We start from the raw sequence: 23,784 nt of genomic DNA, 5'->3' as shown, positions 1-23,784 counted from the left end.
ACTCATAAAAATAATTATATTACAAAAGAGATAACAAAGTAGCCAGCTGCTGCTAATCCCGCCGCTAATAAAGCTGGGCCAAGCTTAAATTTCGCATATGTCATAGGATTCAACTGCAAGATCCTCGCAACTGTATTCGTATTGTCACTTAGCGGAGAAGCAAAAGCGCCAAATGTCCCACTCGCAAACACGGCTCCAATGACAACAGGTAGATCTGCTCCTGTAGAATACCCTAATGAAATACCGAGCGGCATTAAAATTCCCCATGTGCCCCATGATGAGCCAATAAAGTATGAAATAAACGCCCCAACGAGAAATAAGACTGGTGGTACAAATAAAGTAGGAATCCAATCAAGGTTTGAGGTAACAAAAGACGAGAAGCCAAGAGCTTCTGTTGAAGCTGCTAAGCCCCAAACGACAGTAAGCAAGACGATGACCGGCATCATCTCGTTACCACCTTCGATAAAATAAGTAACAAGGTCCTTTAAAGAAAAACGCTGAAATAAATAGAAAATGAACGTTAAAAGTACTGTAGTGAGAAGTGCAAAGACCATCGCGTCGAGGACATCTGCCTCAATAAACGCCTTGATTAAAGAAGTAAACCCCTTCTTATAACCACTCCAATATGTAAGAAGAAGTGTTAGGAGAATAACTCCTCCAAGAGGTATTAATAAATTCATCGGTTTCGTAGGAAGATCCTTCGCCACAGCTGGATGACAATCTTCCCATTGATCATCAAGCTTTTTTTCCACATTACCTGCGTCTGTAGCTGGCGTTTTTCGATGATGGAAAAAACTCAAATAAAAGCCAATCAATAAAATACTAATCGAAAAAAAGTTGTAAGGGATACTTTGAAGAAAGTAACGATAGCCATCTCCTTCAATGCCTTCTGCTTTTAGTGAAAGCTGCACAACAGATGACATATAGCCGACAAAAGCGGTAGCAATTGGCATTAAGACAATAACTGGAGTTGCTGTCGTTTCTATCACAAATCCAAGCTCCTGAGGAGTGATTTTCACTTTATTTAAAAGAGCTTTCATGATTGGGGCTACCGTTACAATGCGGAAACTAGGAGCACTAAATGTTCCTAGCGTTGACACCCACGTCAGAAATAACGCTCCTTTTTTTGAGTTGATTTTGGATGAGGCAACTTGAACAAATCCTTTTATCCCACCAGTATATTTCATCAATCCGATTAAGCCCGTAAACATATATAGAAAAAGGACGATTTTAACATTATTTTCATCTTTCAAACCAGTCATAATAAATTCATAGAACTGTTGTAAACCAATGATCAATCCAGGTTTGTATATAAATGATGCTGTTAGCAAACCCGCCGTTAATCCGGGGATCACTAGTTTTGTTTTCATCGCAATGATAATGACAACGATAAACGGAAAAATGGATAACCAGGCCATTAGCGTCGCCCTCCTTAAGCTCTAGTTTGCTCTCTAGAGAACGACCTATACTACGGGAACCGATAATGTTGATTCCTCATTCGTCTGAGCAAGTGGAGTTGCTCGAAGTCATTGGTGCCATATGGTTTAAATAAGACAAATTGAACATCGTTCCTTAACTTATTCATACAAAAAAGCCAGAGCTCAGTGCTCTGGCTATTTCTTTTTTAATGCGCTATTGTATTTTAATCTATTGATCGATGCAGCTCCAATTCCAAACATAGCTGTTCGTAATTCGAACTCAATTCGCTTTAATTGATCTGATAGCGCTTCTTCACTATCATCTACTGCATTTTCAAGTAATGCCCTACCAAATCCGGACACATCCGCCCCGAGAGCAATAGCTTTAGCTGCATCCACACCATTTTTTAGTCCGCCACTTGCAACCATCGGGACATCGGGATGCTGTTTCCTTACATCAATAATACAATCAGCTGTCGGGTTACCCCAATCTTGAAAAGCTTCGGCAGCTTGTTGTCTTAATGTTTGATGGGAACGAAAACTTTCAACTTGAATCCAGGATGTTCCACCCGCTCCAGCAACATCAATAAAACTGGCACCTGCACTTATAAGACGCTGAGCACTCTTCGCATCGATTCCCATGCCAACCTCTTTAATACCGAGTGGAACAGGGATCGCTTTTGCTACTTCTCGAATTTTATCGATTAAATCTTGGAAATTTGTATCACCCTCAGGTTGGAATACTTCTTGTAATGGATTTAAATGAAGCAGAAGCGCATCAGCTTGAATGAAGTCAATCGCTCTCTTACACTCTTCTACTGTAAAACCATAATTGAGTTGAACAGCTCCAATATTGGCTAGTATAGGAATGGTTGGTGCATGTTTTCTTACGTCAAATGAATAAGCGGATTTCGATTCTTGAATAGCGGCACGCATTGAGCCTACACCAAGCGCCCAACCATGTGCTTCAGCAGCTTTGGCAAGACGTTTATTAATCTCCCAAGATCGCTCTGTACCGCCGGTCATTGAGCTGATCAGAAATGGCGTCTTCAATTTCTTATTAAGAAATTGAGTGGAGATATCGACTTCATTATAATCAATTTCTGGTAGTGGATTATGCTTAAAACGATATTTTTCTAACCCCGTCGTAAGTCCCTGTCCTTCCACGTCTTCCGTTAGACAAATATCAATATGTTCGTTCTTTCTTTTTTCGGTTTGATCAAACCCCAAGTGTTCCAATGGAATTCCCCCTGCGCTGCTCTTTTTTCATCTGACGATGTAATAATGGTTTTAACCTGAGTCGATTGTACCTTTGTATAAGAATAAATGGAAGATTAACTATTAAAGAATACCCAACCATTACTAAACCAATACTCAAAGGATTCCATAAGAAAAACAAGAATGAAGGTGGTATGAGAAGCCAATGGGTCACCTCTGCACGTCTTGTCTCTAAGATAAATTTCCTTATATAAGAAGAAGTGAGCGTTTTGAGTTCTTTCTTCCGAAATCCTCCTTTAAACACATCTCCCCCATCAGGTAGTATTGTTTTCCACTTCCTTATCTGGATACGATCATACACTTTCAGTTCCCATTTCTTATTTTGTAACATTGATTTTTTAGATTCATAAAAGGAATCTGGCAACCGAAGGCAAATATAAGAGATAGAAACATGAATGATCAGCCAGGCAAAAATATTCACTAAGATTAACCCTCCGATCGATAAGTGGATGACCTGCATACACATTCCTCGTTTCAAAATTGTTTAACATATCCAAGATTAGGTAATTATTATGTCAGGAAAACCTATTATACACTGTAACAGCGTTATGATTCCTTTACAAAGGTTATACCCACACTATACAATTACAGTGTATAAATGTCGACGCTGGAAGTTAATTCGATGAAGGAGGAGATGGAATGAGCAAAAAAACAATCGTTATTGGTGCTGGACTAGGAGGTCTTTCGGCAGCTATTCGTCTTGCAGCCGATGGACATCAAGTTACCGTACTGGAAAAAAATGAGCGCGCTGGCGGCAAATTAAACAAACGTTCTGGCCAAGGGTTTAAATTCGATACGGGTCCTTCCATTCTAACAATGCCTTGGGTCCTTGAGAAACTATTCAAAAGCGCAAACCGAAATGTAAACGATTATATGACCATTAAACGTATTGAACCTCAATGGAGAACTTTCTTCGAAGATGGCGCCCAGATTGATGTAACAAGTGATATAGCTGTTATGTTATCTGAAGTACATAAGCGCTCAGAGAAAGATTATTCCAACTTCCTCTCCTATTTAGATTATTGCAAAACGATGTTCGATTTAAGCTTAAAAAGCTTTTACAAAAAAAGCTTGTCAGGCATTCAAGATTTGCAAAAACTGCATTCATTTAAAGATCTTCTCACAATGAACCCTATGAAATCAATGAATCAGGCAACGGAAAAATATCTGGATGATAAACATCTTCAGCAGCTCTTTAACTTCTTTATTATGTATATTGGCTCATCACCTTATCATTCCCCTGCCATTCTTTCACAACTTGTTTATGTGCAGCTTGGCCTTGGTATTTATTATGTTGAAGGCGGTATGTATAACATAGCAGAAGGAATGCTTAAGCTACTTGATGAGCTAGGTGTGGACGTACAAGTCAATACAGAGGTCGCTGAGATTCTCACCGTAAACAAAAAAGCAGCTGGTGTAAAACTTGCGAATGGGACGATGATGGAGGCAGACTTAATCGTTAGTAATCTTGAAGGCATCCCTGCCCACGAGACGCTTCTTAAAGGAGAGCCTGGTGCTGAAAAAGTGAAAGATGAATTGAAAAAATATACTCCTACCGTTTCAGGCCTTGTGTTGTTACTTGGTGTAAATAAGACGTTTGATCACCTTCAACACCACAACTTTTTCTTCTCGAAAGATCCCGAGTTAGAATTCAAACAAATATTTGATGAAGGGGTCCCTGCTGACGATCCAACGGTCTATATTGGTGTCTCATCAAAATCTGACCCTACTCAGGCACCGGCTGGAAAAGAAAATCTCTTTGTCTTAACACATGTTCCACCATTAGAGCCTGGTGAGAGCTTTGAGAAACATCGCGGTAGATACCGTGAAATCGTCCTAGATAAATTAGAACGAATGGGTATGACAGGTCTTCGCGAATCAATTGAATTCGAATATCAGTTCATTCCAGATGATATTAAGAATTTATATGGTTCTAACGGCGGCTCTATCTATGGTGTAGCAACGGATCGTAAAGTAAACGGTGGTTTTAAAATACCATCTAGAAGTTCACTAATTGATAATCTGTACTTTGTAGGCGGTTCAACACATCCAGGTGGTGGTGTACCAATGGTTACACTTTCAGGTCAGTTAACTGCAGATTTAATTGCTGAAGATCAGAAATTGAAAGATGAACAAACTGGCTAAGAAAGGGACTTCGCAACATGATGAAATGGGATAACGTAATCTTTCGACTATTTATTTTTTGGTACTGCTGTGGGTTGATCCTTGTTGGCTTCGACCTACTTCCATCGTTTCTTAACTGGGCAAATGCCTTCTTCCTTATACTCTGTGGAATATTAGGCAGCTTTTATTTTGTACGTACGTTTGGGGCTTTGCGGGGGCTTTCAATAGCCTCCTTTATCTTTGCTTTCAGCATGATCGCAGAGGGCTTAGGCGTTCATTATGGTTTAATCTTTGGTAAATATGATTATTCCGGTGATTTTGGGTTTAAATTAGCTTACGTTCCAATAGGGATTGGTTTTGCTTGGATTATGGTGATCGCCGTTACCCATGTGCTATCGCTTCAAATGACCGAAATACTAAATCCTGGAATCATAAGATGGATCGTCTACTCCCTTGTAGGCTCCCTTATTGCCGTTTTAATTGACTTAATCATTGATCCCGTCGCCTATTTAGTGAAGGGTTATTGGGGATGGGACGGAAACGGCGTTTATTATAACGTTCCTTTCCAAAATTTCACGGGCTGGTTCTGGGTATCCCTTTTCTTCCATGCCTTACTCTATCCTCTCTATATGAGGAATAAGGTTCCAAATAGGACTTCTTTCATTATATGGAAGCATCGAATGGCTATGTTATTTGGTATGGTCATGGGTATGTTTATTTTCCTTGCACTACTTGATGGACTTTGGCTTGCGGTCTTTGTAACATCGATTCCTACACTGCTTTTGCTAATTACCTATAAGAAAAAAGCGAAGCAAAATGGACACGCTAAAGTGGAAGAGGTGACCGTCTAATGTTGCTCATCTATATTAGCATTCTTACAGCGTTTGTCTTGTGGACGATCATCAATTCACTCTTCATGCCACGTCTATCAAATCGAAGTATTCAGGGGGATGAGAATGGACGTGTATCCATTCTTATCCCTCTTCGTGATGAAGAACGAAACGTAGGGGAACTCCTTCAAAGCTTAAAAAAGCTCACATATCAAAATATTGAATTTCTTCTACTTGACGACCACTCTAGTGATCAAACATTGAATTTACTGTATGAAGGAACAAAAAATGATCCGCGATTTATGATAATTCGTGGTAAAGACCTACCTGAAGGTTGGACTGGGAAAGTATATGCTTGTCACCAGCTAAGTGAACATGCTAAAGGACAATACCTACTGTTTAATGATGCAGATTTAAGACTGTCGCCAAATGCGGTTCAAGCTGCCCTCTTATTAATGAAAAAGCGGAAGGCTTCCATGATAACAGGGTTTCCTGCTTTTCCTGTAAGCTTGTTTCTTGAAAAGCTTCTTGTACCACTTCAGCATTTTGTCGTTCATTTCCATCTTCCATTAGCACCAGCTAATTGGACGAACCTTCCCTCCTTCACCGCTGCTCATGGGGCTTTTATAATGGTTCATACGGAATCATACAAACACGTTGGTGGTCATGAAGGGATTCGCGAGACCCTCCTAGATGATATTGATTTAGCAAAAGCATTTAAGAAAAAAGGACAAAGAGTTATTCTTGCCAATATAACAAATGTGGTCACTTGTTATATGTATCAAACAAATCGCGAAGTCTGGAATGGTTTCACTAAAAACCTTTTCCCAGGTCTCGGCCGCTCTCGTTTCCTAATATGGATCCTCTTTATTTTTTATGGTATTTTCTATGTCGGCCCTTTTATTTTATTACTTGCAGGGCTTTATACAGCATTAACAGGTTCACTAATAGTCGCACTCTTTTACCCCTATGTCCTAATCGTGCTTCAAAAAGCATGGATTGATTTAAGAACGAATCAAAGAGTCACGTTATCGCTCCTCATGCCACTTAGTGCTGTCGCGTTTATGACTCTGTTGATTCATTCTATGCGCACAGGTTTAAGGCAGAAAGGTTATGTTTGGAAAGGAAGAACATACTCATGAAAACAATTGCCGTTATTGGGGCAGGACTCGGTGGGCTCTCTGCTTCAATTAAGCTAGCTAGCAAAGGATACAACGTACACGTTTATGACAAAAATGAATACGCAGGTGGGAAAATGATGCCTGTTAACCTGGGGACACATCACTTTGATTTCGGGCCAAACACAATGACAATGCCTGAAATTTTTGATTCTTTATTTGAAGAAGCAAACCTTAACCCCAGGGATTATTTCACGTGGATGAAGCTCGACCATCATACAAGAAATGTAGACTATGATGGTCAATCTTTTATGATGAGCACAGACGAATCTTTCATGATAGAACAACTACAGAAGCTTGATTCATTTGCAGCGAATCATTATCTCGCATATCTCAAAGAAATTGAACGACTCTATCATTTATCCAAATCATCATTCTTTCCGAGGATGTTTACAAAGTGGAATGATTACTTGTCTCCTACATTGTTTCGTGCGGTTATGAAAGTGAGACCGCTTGAGAAAATGAATCACTTTCATGAACGCTATTTTCAGCATCCTCTTTTATTAAAAGCTTTTAATCGCTATTCTACATATATTGGTTCCTCCCCCTTTCTCTCGCCAGCTACTTTTGCGATGATCGGATACCTTGAGATGGTGCAGGGAGTTTATTATGTTAAAGGGGGAAACACCAAACTTGCTGAAAGTCTAGAAACCGCGGCAAAACAGCTAGGTGTTACTTTTCACTTAAATACTGAAGTGAATCAAATACATGTTAAAAATAAAAAAGCGAAGCAAATTGAAACGGCTTCTGATCGATTAAACGTAGACAAGGTTATTATTAATGGCGATTTATTAAAAGCCTATCCAGCATTAGTTGATGAGAAAGAGCGACCATCCATGCCTAATATAAAAATTGAGAGATCATCTCCTTCCATTTCCGCTTTTGTCATCATGGCTGGATTATCAACAAGACTTCCTAATCTCGTACATCATCAAGTATACTTTGCTCAAAATTACAGTCATGAGTTTAAAACGCTATTTAAAGGAGAATGGCCTGACGATCCGACGATCTATATTTCAAATTCTTCAGCAACAGACCCTTCTGTTTCTCCAGATGGAGATAATCTCTTTATTCTAGTAAATGCGCCTCCTCTGTCCGAAAATAACCAAGTTTCCTTAGAGGAATATAAAGAGAAAATATATGATAAGTTGGAGAAGCATGAATTACCTATAAGAAAGCACCTTGTCACGGAGAAGGTCATCGGACCTGAAGGAATTAAAGAACGTTTCCACGCTTTCAGAGGGGCACTCTACGGCATTTCTTCGAATTCTTTAAAAAATAGTTTTCTTAGACCTTCCAATCAATCAAAGGATATCTCGAATATCTACTTTGCTGGCGGAAGCACCCATCCTGGTGGTGGTTCTCCAATGGTCGTCATTAGCGGGAAAAATGTGGCGAATCGAATCATACGCGAAGATCACTAGTGCACAAGTACAAATTGTTCAGTAAAGAACGCCATTTATGGTAGACTATCTAAACAAATTTAAAGTGCCTTCCAAATGAAGCTTGCGTTTGGAGGGCACTTTTCGATTTAATTTATCAATTATTTCGTTTGAACACCTTTTACCCTTAATTCTTCAACAAATGATGCAACAGGCGATCTTTATCTTCAAAAAATTGTTTCATCGTCACAAAATGATCAGTTCCTTCTAACGTTACGTCACTCATGCTATCGGCGTTTAGCTGTAGGATTCTTGCCTCAGGGTATGCCATTAAAATTGGTGAGTGTGTCGATATAATTAGTTGAGAACCTTCTTGAACAAGCTCATGTATTCTCGTTAACATCGATAGCTGCCTAATCGGTGAGAGCGCCGCTTCGGGTTCATCTAAAATGTACAACCCTCTTCCTTGAAATCGGTACATAAATGTAGCAAAAAAAGACTCTCCGTGCGATTGTTGATGAAGTGATTTCCCTCCAAAAGAATCAATAATTTTCGGACCAAATCCCTCTTGATCTAACGCTTCAATATTCGTAGCTAAATTGTAATACGTCTCGGCTCGAAAGAAAAAAGAATCATCTGGTCTATGAACTCCTCTTGTTAATTTCAAATACTGATGCAAATTTGAGTGAGAATCATAGCTCGAAAAGTTGAAATTCTTCGTGCCACCTTCAGGATTCATACCTAGTGTCCCAGCTATCCCTTCTAGCAGCGTTGATTTCCCCATTCCATTCTCACCAACAATATACGTAACATTTGGGTGAAAGATAAGTTCATCCTGTAGACATTGTACAGCAGGTAGTGAGAACGGAAATTCATTGTCTTCAGTTTTTTCTAAACGGACACTTCTAATATATTGTGTCTCTTTCGTTAGTTTCACTTGCTTCCTCCCTTATGTCATATCACTTAGGAAAACCTTCCTGCACATCCTGGAAAAGGTTGAAGTAATCTTCTATTGAATGGGGGTTGACCCCACTACATCGATCAAGACTATGACGGTGGTTGATCTTTATGCTTTTCAAAGCAAGTAAAGCAGTATAGTTGACCATTCCAACTAACTCCATCGAGAAAACCATTCAAGCAATAAACTAGTTTCTTACAGTTTGTACACTCACCAATTCGTTCTCTCATACGATCACCCTTCCAAAGGATTGAACTATTGTGATCAACAAGAATTCGGCCTTAGGAATAAACGAAACTGGGCTCTATCTAAGGTCTTTCTCTAATCCCTTTTATTAATAAACTGCAGAGCCCGGTGAAGCCATTCATTAAATTCCTCTGGGTATTCATGATCCAGACCTTGAATGATCTTCAGTTCATGTGCAACCTCTTGAGCTTCCAACAACTCGGATAAGGCTTTAGACCCCTCAAGACAATCATCATCTTCCTCACCACAAATGATATAAGCCTTAATATTTGAATTCTTTAAAGAATCGATAGCATCTCGCCATTCATCAATATTAGGAATCCATGGTGCCACGAAAATAAATCCATCCACGCTTATACGCTGCTCGAGAATCGCTCTAAGTGCTACGTGACATCCAGCTGAAAAACCTCCAATAATCAAGGTATCTCTAGAGGAAAGGGTATTCACATGGTCCTCTATTTCTTGTACCCCTAAAGCAACGTCTTCCCATTCATAAGCATCTGAAAACTGGATTTGAGATGATTGAGGAAAGGCGAGTTTATACTTTTTCGTTGCTGCTCGATTCCAAGCTACAGCAGTCATTTCAGCATTCTCTTGATCTCCATGAATAGCCATAAGAACGGGACGTTCTTGTTCATCCTCGTTATTTAAAACCGTTAACGCTGGTTTTGCTTGTTCCATCGCCTTTTCTTCTCTTTGTTTACAAAGCTGAACCAATTCTTGAAATTCATCAAACTCACGGAGGGAATCCAAGTCTTCATCCGCTTGTAAATACTCATACGCATACCAGTATCCCTGTTCCATAATGGCTTCCCTCATGATCGCAAGGGCTTCCTCTTTTAGGTCAGATGCAGCTGCAAGAGCATATTGAAAATTGAAGAGCTGCGCTTGATTGCCTTCCACATTCTTCGCATGCTCTTTCATAAATTGATAAGCTTTTAAACTACCACTTTCTTCATAGATTGTAATCGTTTCATTCAATAAACGTGTATAAGATCGGTTTTTCATAAGTTCCCCCAAATGATTAATAGTAAGCTACCTCTATCATGCCATATGTCTTTCGAAAACAAAACGCCTTACAATTAAGACCGAAGTTGCTCCCATTCACTTCGAAGCATCCCCATTTTGATGGCATCGTAGTAAACACCTTCTACTATCCTTGCATCTCTTATTCTGGCTTCTTCTTTCATTCCAATCTTACTTGCCACCTTGATCATACGTTCATTACCAGACCAGGTAGACATGCCAAGTCGATGAAGCTTTGTTGATCGAAATAGAAAATGGATCCATTCTCTATAAGCTTCAGAACCGTATCCTCCATTCCAGTAAGATGGATCATAAATAACAATTCCGGTTTCAAGCCAGTTAGTGAACTTATCAACCCAGTATGATCCCACTGTACCTATCACTTTATTATCTGCTTCAATGACTAACGTGTCTGGAACTCCGAGGCTAATTTTACGCTGTTGCTCCCACTCTTTCTTGTACTCTACTTTGGATATCTTTTTCTCAATGATGTATGGCCCGTTCCATTTTTTTGCTTCTTGATTCTCCTCTTCATATTTCCAATAGTATAAAGTACTAATATCCTCCCATGTCGCCTCTCTTAATGTTACTTTCTTCTTCTCAATATAAATCAACAGGCTTTCCTACCTTTCTTTATGGATAAGCTCCTTCTAGAATAGCTTTCTTGAATACTTGCATCACCCTTTTTGAAATAAGTAAGAGATCATGGCCCCTAATGATGCATAAAACATTTAATACCTCCTAATCATTTCAAATTCTCTCAAATGTTACAACTACTTTTCGCTTAGATTCCTTAATCTTAAAGACACTAAGGATATAACAAAAAAGCTCTCCTCCAATTGGAAGAGAGTTTTTGTCAATTTCCGGCAATCGCCGATAAAAGCGCTTCTTTTTCTTTTTCCGATACAAATGCTCGCTGGTGAAAGACATTATACTCTTTTTTACGAATGGATTGCAAAATGGCTTTGTAAAAAACCGCTGAGCTTTTCACTGGGAGACGAGCATCTAGAGGATAATGATGCATTGCTGAGAAAGCTGTTTCGTAATGCATTTCAGCTCGAACAGCAAGCTTTTCCCAAACTTTGATAAATGCCTCATTCATTCTTCGACTTCTTAAATCTTCAACACGATAACCTAATGATTCCATCTCAGCAATTGGCAAATAAATTCGGTCTCGGTCTAGATCTTCAGAGATATCTCTTAAGATGTTCGTGATTTGCATGCCAAGACCTAACGCTATGGCACTCTCTCGAAGTTCGTCTACCTTCTTTGGAGCAAGAATTGGAAGAAGCATAAGGCCAACGGTGCTTGCCACATGATAAGAATAATGTTCAAGCTCCTCAAGCGTATAATACTTCGTTTTATATAAGTCCATTTCTTGCCCAGCAATCATATCGTGAAAAGCTTTCGTATCCATGGTGAAATTACGAAAAACATCTTCAAGAGCTAGCCACATAGGATCAGTTTTTGGTATTTCACCTTTTAGAAAAGAGGCGAATTCAGAACGAAAGACCTTTAATTCTGCTTCAGGATCTGTGCCTTCATCAATGATGTCATCAACCTGCCTGCAAAAACCATAAACAGCCCAGACTGCTTTCTTCTTTGAAGAAGGCAATAAAGAAAACGCTTTGTAAAACGTTTTGGAATGATGTTTAATAATGGCTTCACAGTGAGCATAGGCTTGTTCGAGCATCTTTCGTTCACACCCTTTCAATTTCTTTTACAAGAAGATCCGCCCCTTGCATTACGATTGGGATGCCACCTCCAGGATGGATCGATGCTCCCACCGCATAAAGGTTTTCAAATTTAAAAGGTTTCACTTGAGGTCTAAACGCGCCTGATTGTGTAAGTGTTGGGGCGATACCGAAGCTTCCCCCTTTATATAAGCCTTCCACCTCTGCATCAGCAGGTGTGCGAATTTCTAACCACTCTATAGATTCTTTTAAACCTGGAAAACCTCTTGTTTCAAGAAGTTCAATCATTTTTGATGCAACGTTTTCCTTTTCATCCCATTCGACTGCTTCACCTGATGGTACGGGGATCAGCACGTATAGCACGCCTTTACCAGGAGGTGCTAGCGTTTCATCAATGAGAGAAGGATGAAACGTGTAAATAGCCGGTTGGTCTGTCAATTTACCACCTTGAAAAACGTCCTTCATATGGGATGTAAAGTCATTTGTCATAAAAAATTGATGAACATCAGCATTATCATATACACGATCAAGCCCCATATAGAGGAGTAGACAACCTGAGGAAGCTTTGTATTTCTTCCGAGGAACTTTCTCTTTTTTTATCAGATTCTTGATCATAGGGAAATCTCCATTATACACTACTTTATCATAATAATGTTCTCCACTTGTAGTACGAATTCCTCTACACGTCTTCCCATCAATGAGTAATTCTTCCACGTTAGATTCTAAATGAACCGTTACGTTTTGAAGACGAAGATGTTTTTCTAATACAGTAATCAAGCTTGCATAGCCACCTTTTAAATACCAGATGCCATGTTCATATTCGCTAAAAGGAACTAAAGAATAAAGTGCTGGTGAAGCAGATGGATTTCCACCAATATAAAGCGTTTGTAGGGCAAAGGCGTCTTGCAACCGTTCATCATTAAAATAATTAGATACTTGAGATTGAACAGACTGGTAAGCTTTAAGCTCGAGTAAAAGCTTCATATTACTTGGAGTAAAGAAATCTTTTCTATTAATAAAAGACTGTTCGAGAAAAGCCGCCTTTCCTTTCTTAAATCGAACGCGCATATCTTCAAGATAAGAAAGAAAATGTTGCTCTTCTCCAGGAAACATTCGAGTGATCTCTTCCAGCTGCTTCTCGATATCACTTGTTTTCGTAAAAGTAGAACCGTCTGGATAAATCATGCGATATAGTGGATCACATCTTACCATCTCCACTTCCTCACGAGGAACTCCCGCTTTATCCAAAAACTCATAGATCATCTCTGGAAGAAGTACGATCGTAGGGCCCTTGTCGATCTTGAATCCATCTCGTTCAACAAATGAAAGTCTACCTCCAAGCGTAGGCGCTTTTTCATGCAGCTCAACGTTGTAGCCCTTTTGTGAAAGGAGTAGCGCGGAAAGCATGCCACCTATGCCTCCACCTACTATACCAATCGTCATTTCGCACTCTCCAAAAGCGCTGCTTGTTCATGAAGCATTCTGCTCGTGATTCGTGCAGATTCCATAATTGTTGGAAGTCCACTCCCCGGGTGAGTCCCTCCACCAACAAGCCAGCAATGATTTAATTCTTTAAATTGGTTAGGTGGACGGAAGTACATCATTTGAGGAAGATTATGAGCTAGATTAAATGTGGCTCCTTTATAAACATTTAAATCCATCTCCCAATCCGTTGGCGTGTACATTTCCTCAACTTCGATATGCTTTTCAATATCCTTAAATTCCGTTCTTTGTTCAAGCTGATCAAGAACTAATCTTCTAAATTCATCCTTACGTACTTCCCAATCAACTAAACTAAAGTTATTCGGTACTGGAGCAAGGATATAAATGGAAGATTTACCTTCTGGAGCAAGAGTATCGTCAGTAACGGAAGCATTTTGTACATAAATGGAAGGATCTTCTGATAGAATTTTCTTCTTAGTAAGCTCTTCTACGTTCTTTTTATAATCAGAGGAGAAGATAATAGAGTGATGCGGTAAGTCGTACTTTTTATCTACACCAAGGTATAGCATAAAGGCTGAGCAAGAATATTTTTTCTGTTCCATTTTTTTAGGTGTATATTTTTTTACAGAACCAGATGGAATGAGATGATTTACAGCATGTGCGAAGTCAGCATTTATAATGACTTCATCGGCATAATCCGTCGTACCATCTTCAAGTTCCACACCTTTCACTGTCTTCCCATCAAGTAAGAGCTGCTTCACACCTTTATTCGTATGAACTTCGCCGCCCTCTTCCTTAATAACCCTGGCCATAGCTTCTGGAATTTGACTCAATCCGCCAATCGGATGAAAAATGCCGTAAGCATGTTCCATATAAGAAAGAATCGTAAAAGCACCTGGACACTCCCACGGTGACATTCCAAGGTATTTTGCCTGGAAAGTAAAGGATAGCCTTAAACGCTCATCATCGAAATAATGGGAAAGTCGCTTGTAAACACTATCTGTCACCGTCAATTTAGGTAAAGCCTTCACAAACCGCCATCTACCATAATCAAGAAGTGAATCATGCTTATTTTGAAGAATAGGCATGAGCGCTTCGAATTTTTCTTTCTCTTCTTTCATAAAACGTCTATACCCTTCACCGTCTCCAGGAAATGTCTCTTCGATTCTTCTAACCATTTCATCCTGGTCACGCGTTGGATAAAAGGAAACATCATCGAATTTCAATTCGTACATTGGATCGATTTCAATTAAGTCGATATAGTCATGGACATTACGTCCAGATTCCTCGAACATTTCTTCGAGAATATGCGGCATATTAAGGAAGGTTGGTCCTCTGTCAAAGCGGTAGCCACTTCGCTCAAATCCAGAAGTTCGCCCCCCCACATAGGATTGTTTCTCATAAACTGTAACCGAATGTCCTTTGCTCGCTAGAAGCATAGCAGCTGTAAGCCCTCCCGGACCTGCACCGATTACGATGACTCGTTTTGTTGTTGGCATCATTTTTCCCCTTCCATCCGCATATGAAACTTCGCACATATATTATACAAACATTATACATATTAACGCTATTTTGTTCAACAATTTATGCACAAAACCATCTAATTAACGTATTGCCCTATTTTTCATTAAAGAAAACATGTTCAATGTGGAGAGGTTTATTTCGTTCAATAGTAAGTTTTCCGAATGAATATCGAGCTTGTCTCCGCTTATCAGTAGGTGATCCAGGGTTAAAAATGACCTTCCCATCATATTCTTTATGAAGAGGTATATGGGAGTGACCAAAGAGAATTAATTCGACATCATCATCTTGAAATTGAGAAACGGCTCTTTGTTCTGTTGTTTTACCTTTACCGTGACCATGCGTAATGCCGATTCGATGAGATTCTAAATTCAATATGAGTTTTTCATTAAACTTATTATTAAAAAAAGCTTCGTCGACGTTTCCATAAACTCCTTTAATAGGCGCAAATGACTTTAATTCTTCGTAAACTGCCTGTGTTTGCCAATCACCTACATGAATAATGAGTTCTGCATGGTACAGCTCATTTTTTAGTGCTTTGGGAAGCTCTTTCGCCATCCGTGGCATATGTGTATCTGAAACGATAACGACGTTCATTAGTATTCATTCCTTTCATTTAATAGCGCTAGGGGGGCTACTTTTGCAGCATATGGTGAAGTCAGGTGAAACATTATCTTCTATTAGTGGGGATTACCGAGTTCCAGTCACTGAAATCATAAGGGCAAATTCCATACAAAACCCTAATCTTATCTATCCAGGCCAGCTTATCCAAATCCCTGGATACCCTGACCCTGCAACACTTCCATATACCATTTATGTATCTCTTACACAGCGAACGCTTACACTTCAAAAAAATGGATCTACTGTAAAGGTATACCTTGTTGGTGTGGGGCGTATGCTTCACGATACGCCAACTGGACAATTTATTATCATTAACAAAGCTCCAAACCCCGGCGGACCATTCGGTACGATGTGGATGAGTATTTCTAAAATACATTATGGTATACACGGGACAAATGATCCTTCCTCTATTGGGAAATATGTATCGAAAGGATGCATACGAATGTATAACCGAGATGTCGAAGAACTTGCAAATACGATTCCAATTGGAACGGCCGTTTCAATTGGTCCTTAATTTGGATTATTGCAAAACAAAAACGCCGTCTACAAACGGCGCTTTTGTTCATTTCATTCATCGTTTCAGTCTTCTTTATAAAAGTCATAAAGTAACCGACCCGCATTCGCAATAGCATCTCTTCCGTACCGGTTTTCTAGCAATCCAGCTGTTAAAAAAGCATAGATAACCGGACCTCTTGATGTAAATAAAATACCCGCGTCATGCTCCACTCCTGCAAGTTCACCAGTTTTATGAGCAAGCATATTTTTCTTTATAGTAGAAATCTTACTTGTAAACTTATCCTTAAATTGCTGCTGAAGCAAAACGTCTATCGCCCATTTCATAGATGAGTTTGATAGAAGGTGTTGTTCAACTAGTTGATTTAATAGTAAATAAGTATCTTTTCCACTCATCATATTATCTTTTCCAGCTTTGACGGCTTCTCGGTCCATCATTTTCCTCATTAGCTTTGAATGAAAGGCCCCCGCTCCTTTCATAGTATGATTAATATTCGCTATGCCGACTAAATCAATTAACTGATTTGTAGCTGTATTATCAGAAGAAATAATCATCAGATGAATCAGATCAGTCAGTCTCCATTCGAGTTCTTTACCTAGATGGTAGATCACACCAGCGCCTTCGACTCGATTGACATCTTCAATCTCTACTACTTGATCTAATGTGAGCGCACTTCTATCCACTTGTCTTAAAGCTTCCAGCATAATAGCAATTTTAATAATACTAGCTGATGATACAGGCTGATCCTCATGATGAGTTAATTCTCCATCAGGCGTTGATACATACACGGATTGGTTTCCTTCAAGACCCTGGAAACATGCTATAATTTTCTCTTTTACTTGTTCAAACTGCATTAATTCGTCTCCCAGTAGCGGCAAACGCCACAAAGTTCTTCCTCATAGAGCGTACCTTTAAGAGGGGTAATTTCTATAAAGCGTCCAGTGCTAGGAGAATGAATCATTTTTCCTCCACCGTAATATATGCCTACATGATGCACAGATCCCTTTCCGTGCTCATAAGCAAAAAAGAGAAGATCACCTCTTTGCCAGTCACCTTCTTCTACTAGCGTTCCACTCTTTAACTGATCATGGGCATCTCGCGGAATCGTACAGCCAATAGTTCTAGCCATATTGTAACTAAATCCAGAGCAGTCATATCCATAAGATGACATACCTCCCCATAAATAGAGGAGACCAATAAATTGTTCAGCTTCGCGAACAAGGTCTAAGCCTGTTCCAAATGGGCCATTTGTTGGACGAGGCGTAACGTCTTCTTTGTTCAAAATCACCTCTCCATGTGGAGTCCAGACAAGGTAAGTTCGTTCACGCTCTTCTAAAACAGGAAGGATCGTTTGATAACTTAATCGCATTTCACTTTTTCCATTTTGAGTTGTAAATTGAACACCATGCTTATTTGTAGCTACAACTTCAGTAAATACTCCTGGTACATTTTCAGAAAGTTGGATCGTTGGAATCCATCCAGGATAGCCTCTTTCATCTTTTGAAGAGGGTTGTGAAGGGACGAGTACATAAGACCAATTTCCTCGCTGATCTAAAACTAAGACCTCTTCCCCGTACAAAACTTGGGATTGAACGTGGTTATTATCGCACAGTTCCAATCTATTCGAATAAGACAATGGTTCCAACCATTCTGTTAATTTCACTGGATTGGTTAGAGCATTATGATCAATTGTCCTTGCCTTCTCCGGAGTTGTCCATAACGTTGCTACGGCTACGGCAATTGTTTTTTTAGTCCATTCCAACTGTAATCCCACCCTTTTCTACATAGTGAATTCCTAAACCATAATCTTCAGTAAACGTCATCATATTTTTAGTATATTGAACCCCGCCATTCACAAGATCGTAATCAAGCATCAGTGGCGCATCGAAATCAAACCTCGTTATATTTCGTTGGCTAGCAGCAAGGTGTGCGGCGGCAGTTATACCGACTCGTGATTCAATCATACTTCCTACCATACACTCCATTCCAGCACTCTCCGCTAACGCGTTAATCTTTAATGCTTGATGGATACCGCCAGACTTCATTAATTTAATATTAATAAGGTCACTTGCTCGGGTGATGATTACTTTAAGTGCGTCCTCAGGTGAAAACACGCTTTCATCTGCCATAATTGGGGTGTAGACAGCATCAGTCACTTTTCTTAGACCTTCAATATCTTTCGCATGAACGGGCTGTTCAACTAATTCGATGTTAAGACCTTCATCCTCCATTTTTCGAATGGCATAAATTGCTTCCTTAGCTGTCCACCCCTGATTGGCGTCAAGACGAATAACGGCATCGTTTTGAACGCGCTTTCTAATTTCTTTGATTCGACTTAAGTCGTTTTGAATGGTGTCTTTGCCTACCTTTACTTTCAAAATTGAAAACCCATCTTTTATGTATTGAACAGCGTCAGTTGCCATCTCTACAGGTTCGTTTACACTAACGGTGTAGTCTGTTTCCAGGGCATTCCGATATCCTCCAAGAAATTGATAAAGAGGAAGTTGACTTCGCTTAGCCAATAGATCATAAATAGCCATATCAACTGCTGCCTTTGCGCTCGTATTTCCAATCATTGATTTCTGTAGAGTGTACATGACGGATTCATATTCCGTTAAATCCATTCCAACCAATTTCGGCTTCACGACATGTTGAATGGCCGAATCAATACTAGCAAGACTTTCACCAGTAATGACGACTGTTGGAGGTGCTTCTCCATAACCGACGTATTCCCCAGCTGTTATTTTTACAATGATCGCTTCGGCATTTGTCACTGTACGAAGCGCCGTTTTAAAAGGTTTCTTTAACGGAACGGATACAGAAAACGTTTCAATATTAGTAATCTTCATAGATATCTCCTTTAAAATATTCATAGTTTCATCATATGTAATGCCTAGTGTTACGAGATAGATAGTCTCAAGTGTGTGATGCATAGCTCAAGCTAATTCTATCAATGATGCGTGTAAAACTATAGCCCTTTTGCCAATATCGTATAATGACAGAAAAAAAAGAGCCTGGTTTTCGTATCACCAGGCTCAACTGTATTACTTCATATCTGCCCATTTCAATTCCATATAGCCAACAGGATGACGTACAATTCCCGTCACATCTTCATTCTGAAGATAAACCTGATTGTAGAAATGAATCGGGAAGATTGGCATCTCTTCGAACAAGAGTGCTTCAGCATCATGCATGTATTCAAATCGTTTAGCTTCATCTGTTTCTTCTTTCGCCTGTGCAATTAAGGAATCGTATTCTTCATTACTCCAGCCAGTACGATTCATAGAGTGCCCAGATTGGAAACTTTCAAGGAAGTTGATTGGATCAGCATAATCTGCAAGGAAAGAACTCCTTGAGAACTGTAAGTTTAATTGCTTTTGTTCATCAGAGAATACGTTCCATTCCTGATTGGCAAGCTCTACATCAACACCAAGAACTTCTTTGTACATTTGTTGAAGAGTTTCAGCAATCTTTTTGTGATCATCACTCGTGTTATACGTTAATGTTACGGCAGGAAGCTCATCATAACCTTCTTCTTCCATGCCTTTTTCTAGTAGTTCTTTTGCTTGATCAGCATCATTGGTTACAAGATCACCGCCAACCTCTCTGAAGTCGCCGCCTGCTGCATCTTCAAACCCATACGCCACAAAGCCATTTGCTGGCTTCTCTTCATTTTTTGTAACAAATTCCACGATTTTCTGCTGATCGACTGCCATAGCAAATGCTTTTCTAATATTTTCATTTTGGAATGGCTCCATTTCAAGATTAAAGCGATAGAAGTATGTTCCTGACTGATCTTCAACCTGAGCTTGTCCATCACTGAAAAGCTCTTCACTTAAGTCAGCTGGTACATCAGAAGTATGAAGTTCACCAGTTTTGTACATTTGATATTCTGTATTCGTGTCATCAACCATAGCCCAATCTACTTTATCGAGCTTTACATTTGCAGCATCCCAATAATTTTCATTCTTACTAAATTCGAATTTTGAATCATGTTCCCATTTCGTTAGTTTAAAAGGACCATTACTTACATACGAATCAGCTTCTGTATGCCATTCCGGATTTTCTTCTACTGTTGCTTTATGAACAGGGAAGAAAGCTGGGTTTGAAATAACACTAGGGAAATAGGCTACTGGACTTTCAAGAGTTACCTCAAGTGTTGTTTCGTCCACAGCTTTTACCAACATATCTTCTTCTGATCCATCTCCAGTGTTAAATGCCTCTGCGCCTTCAATAAAATAAGCAAGAAAAGCTGCAGGTGAAGCCGTATCAGGATTCGCTAGACGCTTCCAAGCATATTCAAAATCTTCCGCTGTAACAGGCTCTCCGTTAGACCACTTGGCATCTTCACGAAGGTGGAAAGTATATGTTTTGCCATCTTCTGAAAGATCCCACTCTTTAGCAGCGGCAGGCTGTGGCTGATCTTCCTTATCTAGACGCGTCATACCTTCCATTAAATTGTTTAAAGCGTTCCACGAAACGCTATCAAAACCAATTGGTGGATCAAATGATGTTGGTTCACTTCCATTGTTTAACTTCAGTACTTTTGCTCCATCCTCTTGCTTTGCATCATCATTTCCTGAATTTGATTCTGATGAACTATTTTCCGTAGTTGTACAACCAACGATGCTAATAAGTAGCACTAGAGAAAGTAGCATTGTAATAATCTTCTTCAAAAAAATTCCCCCTTAGTATTTGTATCAGTGAAAACTCATCGAGATGAGGATTTACTTACGTAGTTTAGGATCAAGTGCATCTTGCAAACCGTCACCGAGAACATTAAAAGCAAACATCGTTAATGAAATAAAGAATGCTGGAAAAAACAGCCTCCACCAGTGCCCTGATAAAATAACCGATAATCCATCATTTGCCATTACGCCCCAACTCGCTACGGGTGCTTGTACACCTAGTCCTAAGAAACTTAAGAAGGCTTCGGCAAAGATAGCTGTAGGAACGGTTAAAGTCATTTGAACGATGATCGGCCCCATCGTATTAGGAAGGAGATTCTTTCGAATAACGCGACTTGCGCTTGCTCCAAACGTACGAGATGCGAGAACATGCTCTGCGTTCTTTAACTGAAGAACCTGTCCTCGAACAATTCGTGCCATTCCGACCCACCCTGTTACAGTTAACGCAATAATAATCGTAAAGAGCCCAGGACCCATGACGACCATCAAAAGAATAACCATTAGGAGATATGGAAGACCGTACAAAATTTCAATGATTCTCATCATGAAATTATCCGTTCTTCCACCTTTATATCCTGAAAACCCTCCATAAGCTACTCCAATAACAAAATCGATAATCGCTGCCATAAATCCAACAAACAATGAAATTCTAGCTCCATTCCACGTTCGTGTGAACATATCTCGACCAAGGTTATCTGTTCCAAACCAGTGCTCAGAAGATGGAGGTAAGTTCCCTTCGGTCAAAACCTGATGATCGTAAGAATATGGTGTTAGCAACGGACCAAATATGGCCATTAAGACAAGCAATACTAACATGATAAGACCAGCCATAGACAACTTGTTCCCAGACAACCTCATCCATGCATCTTTCCAATAAGAAATACTTGGCTTTGCAATCATCTCTGCATTATTAGAGGAATCTTTTAACGGAAGAAAGAGGTCTTCTGATAGCTCTTGTTTCATATCTTTTCGCTCCGGTATCATGCTATTCCCCCCTCTTATGCAGCTTAATTCTCGGATCTAGTATCCCGTAAGCAATATCTACAATAAAGAGCATCATAATGAGGAAGGCACTATAAAAGACTGTTGTTCCCATAATGACAGGATAATCACGATCATTTATACCGTTGATAAAATATTTACCCATGCCAGGAATGGCAAAGATTTTTTCGATAACAAAACTCCCAGTTAATACTCCAGCAACAAGTGTTCCAAGAATAGTAATAACCGGCAGTAAAGCATTTCTCATAGCATGCTTCATAACAATTTGGAATGTTGTCATCCCTTTTGCCCGAGCAGTCATGATGTAATCTTGATTGAGAACTTCGATCATACTTGATCTAGTAAGGCGCGCTATGATGGCCATTGGCCCAGTTGCAAGCGCAATAGAAGGTAGGATCATATGCATTGGCGAGGCCCAAGTAGCCACCGGGAAAACTTCCCAGTTCACAGCTAGCTGTTGAATAAGTAAAGTCGCCATAATAAAGTTCGGTACTGAAATGCCAAAGACCGCAAAAGTCATCGCTATGTAATCAATTGCACCATTGTGACGAAGGGCAGCCATAATGCCTAGAATAATACCTGAAATAATCGCAATCAAAAGCGACGTAACCCCAAGTTCTGCCGAGACTGGAAATCCTCTACCAATCATTTCATTAACCGACGTAGATGATTGTTTAATAGAAGGCCCAAAATCAAGTGTTGCAAGTGATTTAATGTAAATGGCATATTGAATAAAAACTGGTTCATCCAAATGATAGTGCGCTTCAAGGTTTTGCTGCACCGCTTCACTGGTGTTTCTTTCCTGGTTAAATGGTGACCCTGGTACCGCATGCATTAAGAAGAACGTAATGGTTACGATAATCCACAATGTAATCACCATGGCGAAGAGACGATTGATAATATATTTCGCCACAGGCATCCCTACTTTCTAGCTAAATGTTGTTCTTGATGCTAATTCAGTCATCACAAGCATAGCTTGATAGACTTCAAGCATATTTTTCGCTTGATATTTAACTGTCGTTTCTTTTTCAATCTCAACACCAGGCATAAGGCTCGCCCACTCGGCATGTCCATGATTCGCAAATTCAATGCGAAATACAGGCTCGCGAGGAGGAACTAAAGGTTCGACATTGTGTCTATTAAGCATTGCCTTTTCTGTTTGTTGACGTAACACTTGCCCTGTTTTTTGTGGTGATAACAAAAGAGCGGAAGATCGAGAAATCGTTTCTTTTACAACAGCTGTTGTTATGTTTGGGATAAGCTCTTCGGCTTCTAGTGCAGCTCTGTCATCGCCTGCAACGAACAAAATCGGAACACCAAAGTATCCGGCAACGTATGCATTCATCCCTAGCTCTCCTACAACTTGATCATTTATGTAGAAATTTCTCACATTGTGGAACATGGAATGAGACATTACGCCCGGCATACCGGCGCGTGCATGATAACCGATCATCCCCATACCTTCATATGTACTGTCTAACCCCTGAACCATAGAAAAAGGCTTCACATCTCCTGAAATGAGCCTTGCTTCGGGATGAAGCTTCTCAATAAGTAAGTTGTTCATTTTTGAGTGACTATCATTTACCGTCACAGCTGAGCATCCACTTCCAAAGGCGGCTTCGATTACGTGATTGGCTTCCTGCGTCATCATTTCCTGACCACGCATATAATTCTGTTTATTCGAATCCACAAACGTCTCATCTACAAGACCGGTTACGCCTTCCATATCTACCGATAAATAAAACTTCACAAATGTTCTCCTTTCTCTCTAGATTCGTAACTTTCTGAATAATTATACCACTATTTACTTCATTTCTCAAAATATTCTAAGGAGATCGCGAAGTTTTATTTCATTCTGCAA

Annotated in this window: 22 protein-coding genes; 5 read left to right on the top strand and 17 right to left on the bottom strand. The window is 39.7% G+C overall.

The window, feature by feature from the left end; translation table 11 throughout:
• Positions 1-14: 14 nt before the first annotated feature.
• The 3 genes from AC0VYV_RS11065 to AC0VYV_RS11055 all read right to left on the bottom strand — a co-directional run bounded on the left by AC0VYV_RS11065 (position 15) and on the right by AC0VYV_RS11055 (position 3,156).
• Positions 15-1,418, bottom strand: coding sequence for a Na+/H+ antiporter NhaC family protein (locus tag AC0VYV_RS11065; RefSeq protein WP_194221612.1), 1,404 nt, complete (start codon positions 1,416-1,418; stop codon positions 15-17).
• Between the two features lie 195 nt (positions 1,419-1,613).
• On the bottom strand, positions 1,614-2,657 hold the full coding sequence (gene fni, locus AC0VYV_RS11060) for a type 2 isopentenyl-diphosphate Delta-isomerase (RefSeq protein ID WP_226613046.1): 1,044 nt from the start codon (positions 2,655-2,657) through the stop codon (positions 1,614-1,616).
• Positions 2,638-3,156 (bottom strand): glycosyl-4,4'-diaponeurosporenoate acyltransferase CrtO family protein, encoded by a 519-nt coding sequence (locus AC0VYV_RS11055; RefSeq protein ID WP_475374843.1) that lies wholly within the window; start codon positions 3,154-3,156, stop codon positions 2,638-2,640. The genes fni and AC0VYV_RS11055 overlap by 20 nt, the downstream gene beginning before the upstream one ends.
• A 179-nt stretch (positions 3,157-3,335) precedes the next feature.
• Between AC0VYV_RS11055 and AC0VYV_RS11050 the strand changes: the two genes are divergently transcribed.
• From AC0VYV_RS11050 to AC0VYV_RS11035, 4 genes are read left to right on the top strand one after another with little or no spacing between them, the layout of a single operon-like run.
• On the top strand, positions 3,336-4,841 hold the full coding sequence (locus AC0VYV_RS11050) for a phytoene desaturase family protein (RefSeq protein ID WP_475367368.1): 1,506 nt from the start codon (positions 3,336-3,338) through the stop codon (positions 4,839-4,841).
• 17 nt (positions 4,842-4,858) lie between these two features.
• Complete coding sequence (locus tag AC0VYV_RS11045) at positions 4,859-5,671, top strand: carotenoid biosynthesis protein (protein WP_475374842.1); 813 nt, start codon at positions 4,859-4,861, stop codon at positions 5,669-5,671.
• Positions 5,671-6,792, top strand: a complete 1,122-nt coding sequence (locus AC0VYV_RS11040; protein WP_475367366.1) for a glycosyltransferase family 2 protein — start codon at positions 5,671-5,673, stop codon at positions 6,790-6,792. Before AC0VYV_RS11045 ends, AC0VYV_RS11040 begins: the two co-directional genes overlap by 1 nt.
• Positions 6,789-8,252 carry a phytoene desaturase family protein gene (locus AC0VYV_RS11035; RefSeq protein WP_475374841.1) on the top strand — a complete coding sequence of 488 codons (1,464 nt, stop codon included), beginning with the start codon at positions 6,789-6,791 and terminating at the stop codon, positions 8,250-8,252. Before AC0VYV_RS11040 ends, AC0VYV_RS11035 begins: the two co-directional genes overlap by 4 nt.
• A gap of 145 nt (positions 8,253-8,397) precedes the next feature.
• On the opposite strand, the gene AC0VYV_RS11030 is transcribed toward AC0VYV_RS11035, so the two are convergent.
• The 7 genes from AC0VYV_RS11030 to AC0VYV_RS11000 all read right to left on the bottom strand — a co-directional run bounded on the left by AC0VYV_RS11030 (position 8,398) and on the right by AC0VYV_RS11000 (position 15,695).
• Positions 8,398-9,147 (bottom strand): AAA family ATPase, encoded by a 750-nt coding sequence (locus AC0VYV_RS11030; protein WP_475374840.1) that lies wholly within the window; start codon positions 9,145-9,147, stop codon positions 8,398-8,400.
• Positions 9,148-9,489: 342 nt separating this feature from the next.
• Positions 9,490-10,422 carry an alpha/beta hydrolase gene (locus AC0VYV_RS11025; protein ID WP_475374839.1) on the bottom strand — a complete coding sequence of 311 codons (933 nt, stop codon included), beginning with the start codon at positions 10,420-10,422 and terminating at the stop codon, positions 9,490-9,492.
• Between the two features lie 74 nt (positions 10,423-10,496).
• The gene (locus tag AC0VYV_RS11020; RefSeq protein ID WP_283152139.1) at positions 10,497-11,054 is read right to left on the bottom strand and encodes a GNAT family N-acetyltransferase; all 558 of its coding nucleotides are present in this window, start codon (positions 11,052-11,054) and stop codon (positions 10,497-10,499) included.
• 242 nt (positions 11,055-11,296) lie between these two features.
• Positions 11,297-12,133: a phytoene/squalene synthase family protein gene (locus AC0VYV_RS11015; protein WP_475374838.1), complete on the bottom strand. Its 837-nt coding sequence runs from the start codon at positions 12,131-12,133 to the stop codon at positions 11,297-11,299.
• A gap of 7 nt (positions 12,134-12,140) precedes the next feature.
• Positions 12,141-13,577 carry a phytoene desaturase family protein gene (locus AC0VYV_RS11010; RefSeq protein WP_430246354.1) on the bottom strand — a complete coding sequence of 479 codons (1,437 nt, stop codon included), beginning with the start codon at positions 13,575-13,577 and terminating at the stop codon, positions 12,141-12,143.
• Positions 13,574-15,076, bottom strand: a complete 1,503-nt coding sequence (locus AC0VYV_RS11005; protein WP_475374837.1) for a phytoene desaturase family protein — start codon at positions 15,074-15,076, stop codon at positions 13,574-13,576. Before AC0VYV_RS11005 ends, AC0VYV_RS11010 begins: the two co-directional genes overlap by 4 nt.
• Positions 15,077-15,194: 118 nt before the next feature.
• Complete coding sequence (locus tag AC0VYV_RS11000; RefSeq protein WP_430246350.1) at positions 15,195-15,695, bottom strand: metallophosphoesterase family protein; 501 nt, start codon at positions 15,693-15,695, stop codon at positions 15,195-15,197.
• Positions 15,696-15,747: 52 nt separating this feature from the next.
• On the opposite strand from AC0VYV_RS11000, the gene AC0VYV_RS10995 reads away from it, so the two are divergent.
• Positions 15,748-16,233: a L,D-transpeptidase family protein gene (locus AC0VYV_RS10995; protein WP_475374888.1), complete on the top strand. Its 486-nt coding sequence runs from the start codon at positions 15,748-15,750 to the stop codon at positions 16,231-16,233.
• A 65-nt stretch (positions 16,234-16,298) separates the two neighbouring features.
• Here the strand turns inward: AC0VYV_RS10995 and AC0VYV_RS10990 are convergent, their stop codons facing one another.
• The 7 genes from AC0VYV_RS10990 to AC0VYV_RS10960 form a co-directional block, all read right to left on the bottom strand.
• Positions 16,299-17,087, bottom strand: coding sequence for a serine hydrolase (locus AC0VYV_RS10990; RefSeq protein WP_475374836.1), 789 nt, complete (start codon positions 17,085-17,087; stop codon positions 16,299-16,301).
• Positions 17,087-17,995: a C40 family peptidase gene (locus AC0VYV_RS10985; RefSeq protein WP_475374835.1), complete on the bottom strand. Its 909-nt coding sequence runs from the start codon at positions 17,993-17,995 to the stop codon at positions 17,087-17,089. Before AC0VYV_RS10985 ends, AC0VYV_RS10990 begins: the two co-directional genes overlap by 1 nt.
• A complete protein-coding gene (locus AC0VYV_RS10980; protein WP_404682100.1) occupies positions 17,982-19,082 on the bottom strand; it encodes a dipeptide epimerase in 1,101 nt (366 codons plus the stop codon). Before AC0VYV_RS10980 ends, AC0VYV_RS10985 begins: the two co-directional genes overlap by 14 nt.
• 195 nt (positions 19,083-19,277) lie before the next feature.
• Positions 19,278-20,909, bottom strand: coding sequence for a peptide ABC transporter substrate-binding protein (locus AC0VYV_RS10975; protein ID WP_475367357.1), 1,632 nt, complete (start codon positions 20,907-20,909; stop codon positions 19,278-19,280).
• Positions 20,910-20,960: 51 nt separating this feature from the next.
• Positions 20,961-21,905, bottom strand: coding sequence for an ABC transporter permease (locus tag AC0VYV_RS10970; RefSeq protein ID WP_475374834.1), 945 nt, complete (start codon positions 21,903-21,905; stop codon positions 20,961-20,963).
• A 1-nt stretch (position 21,906) separates the two neighbouring features.
• Complete coding sequence (locus AC0VYV_RS10965; RefSeq protein WP_430246338.1) at positions 21,907-22,836, bottom strand: ABC transporter permease; 930 nt, start codon at positions 22,834-22,836, stop codon at positions 21,907-21,909.
• A 15-nt stretch (positions 22,837-22,851) separates the two neighbouring features.
• Positions 22,852-23,673, bottom strand: a complete 822-nt coding sequence (locus tag AC0VYV_RS10960) for a M55 family metallopeptidase (RefSeq protein WP_430246335.1) — start codon at positions 23,671-23,673, stop codon at positions 22,852-22,854.
• Between the last annotated feature and the right edge of the window lie 111 nt (positions 23,674-23,784).

The organism is Anaerobacillus sp. QJM3NY_17 (genome assembly GCF_056173665.1).
The sequence above is the reverse complement of the archived record's forward strand: the minus strand, read 5'-3'. Positions and strand labels throughout refer to the sequence as shown.

What these genes read in the sequence shown, in the direction of transcription:
- AC0VYV_RS11065 (WP_194221612.1), bottom strand. Translation starts at nt 1,418, where the DNA reads ATGGCCTGGTTATCCATTTTTCCGTTTATCGTTGTCATTATCATTGCG.
- AC0VYV_RS11055 (WP_475374843.1), bottom strand. Translation starts at nt 3,156, where the DNA reads ATGCAGGTCATCCACTTATCGATCGGAGGGTTAATCTTAGTGAATATT.
- AC0VYV_RS11050 (WP_475367368.1), top strand. Translation starts at nt 3,336, where the DNA reads ATGAGCAAAAAAACAATCGTTATTGGTGCTGGACTAGGAGGTCTTTCG.
- AC0VYV_RS11045 (WP_475374842.1), top strand. Translation starts at nt 4,859, where the DNA reads ATGATGAAATGGGATAACGTAATCTTTCGACTATTTATTTTTTGGTAC.
- AC0VYV_RS11040 (WP_475367366.1), top strand. Translation starts at nt 5,671, where the DNA reads ATGTTGCTCATCTATATTAGCATTCTTACAGCGTTTGTCTTGTGGACG.
- AC0VYV_RS11035 (WP_475374841.1), top strand. Translation starts at nt 6,789, where the DNA reads ATGAAAACAATTGCCGTTATTGGGGCAGGACTCGGTGGGCTCTCTGCT.
- AC0VYV_RS11025 (WP_475374839.1), bottom strand. Translation starts at nt 10,422, where the DNA reads ATGAAAAACCGATCTTATACACGTTTATTGAATGAAACGATTACAATC.
- AC0VYV_RS11015 (WP_475374838.1), bottom strand. Translation starts at nt 12,133, where the DNA reads ATGCTCGAACAAGCCTATGCTCACTGTGAAGCCATTATTAAACATCAT.
- AC0VYV_RS11010 (WP_430246354.1), bottom strand. Translation starts at nt 13,577, where the DNA reads ATGACGATTGGTATAGTAGGTGGAGGCATAGGTGGCATGCTTTCCGCG.
- AC0VYV_RS11005 (WP_475374837.1), bottom strand. Translation starts at nt 15,076, where the DNA reads ATGCCAACAACAAAACGAGTCATCGTAATCGGTGCAGGTCCGGGAGGG.
- AC0VYV_RS11000 (WP_430246350.1), bottom strand. Translation starts at nt 15,695, where the DNA reads ATGAACGTCGTTATCGTTTCAGATACACATATGCCACGGATGGCGAAA.
- AC0VYV_RS10995 (WP_475374888.1), top strand. Translation starts at nt 15,748, where the DNA reads ATGGTGAAGTCAGGTGAAACATTATCTTCTATTAGTGGGGATTACCGA.
- AC0VYV_RS10990 (WP_475374836.1), bottom strand. Translation starts at nt 17,087, where the DNA reads ATGCAGTTTGAACAAGTAAAAGAGAAAATTATAGCATGTTTCCAGGGT.
- AC0VYV_RS10980 (WP_404682100.1), bottom strand. Translation starts at nt 19,082, where the DNA reads ATGAAGATTACTAATATTGAAACGTTTTCTGTATCCGTTCCGTTAAAG.
- AC0VYV_RS10970 (WP_475374834.1), bottom strand. Translation starts at nt 21,905, where the DNA reads ATGATACCGGAGCGAAAAGATATGAAACAAGAGCTATCAGAAGACCTC.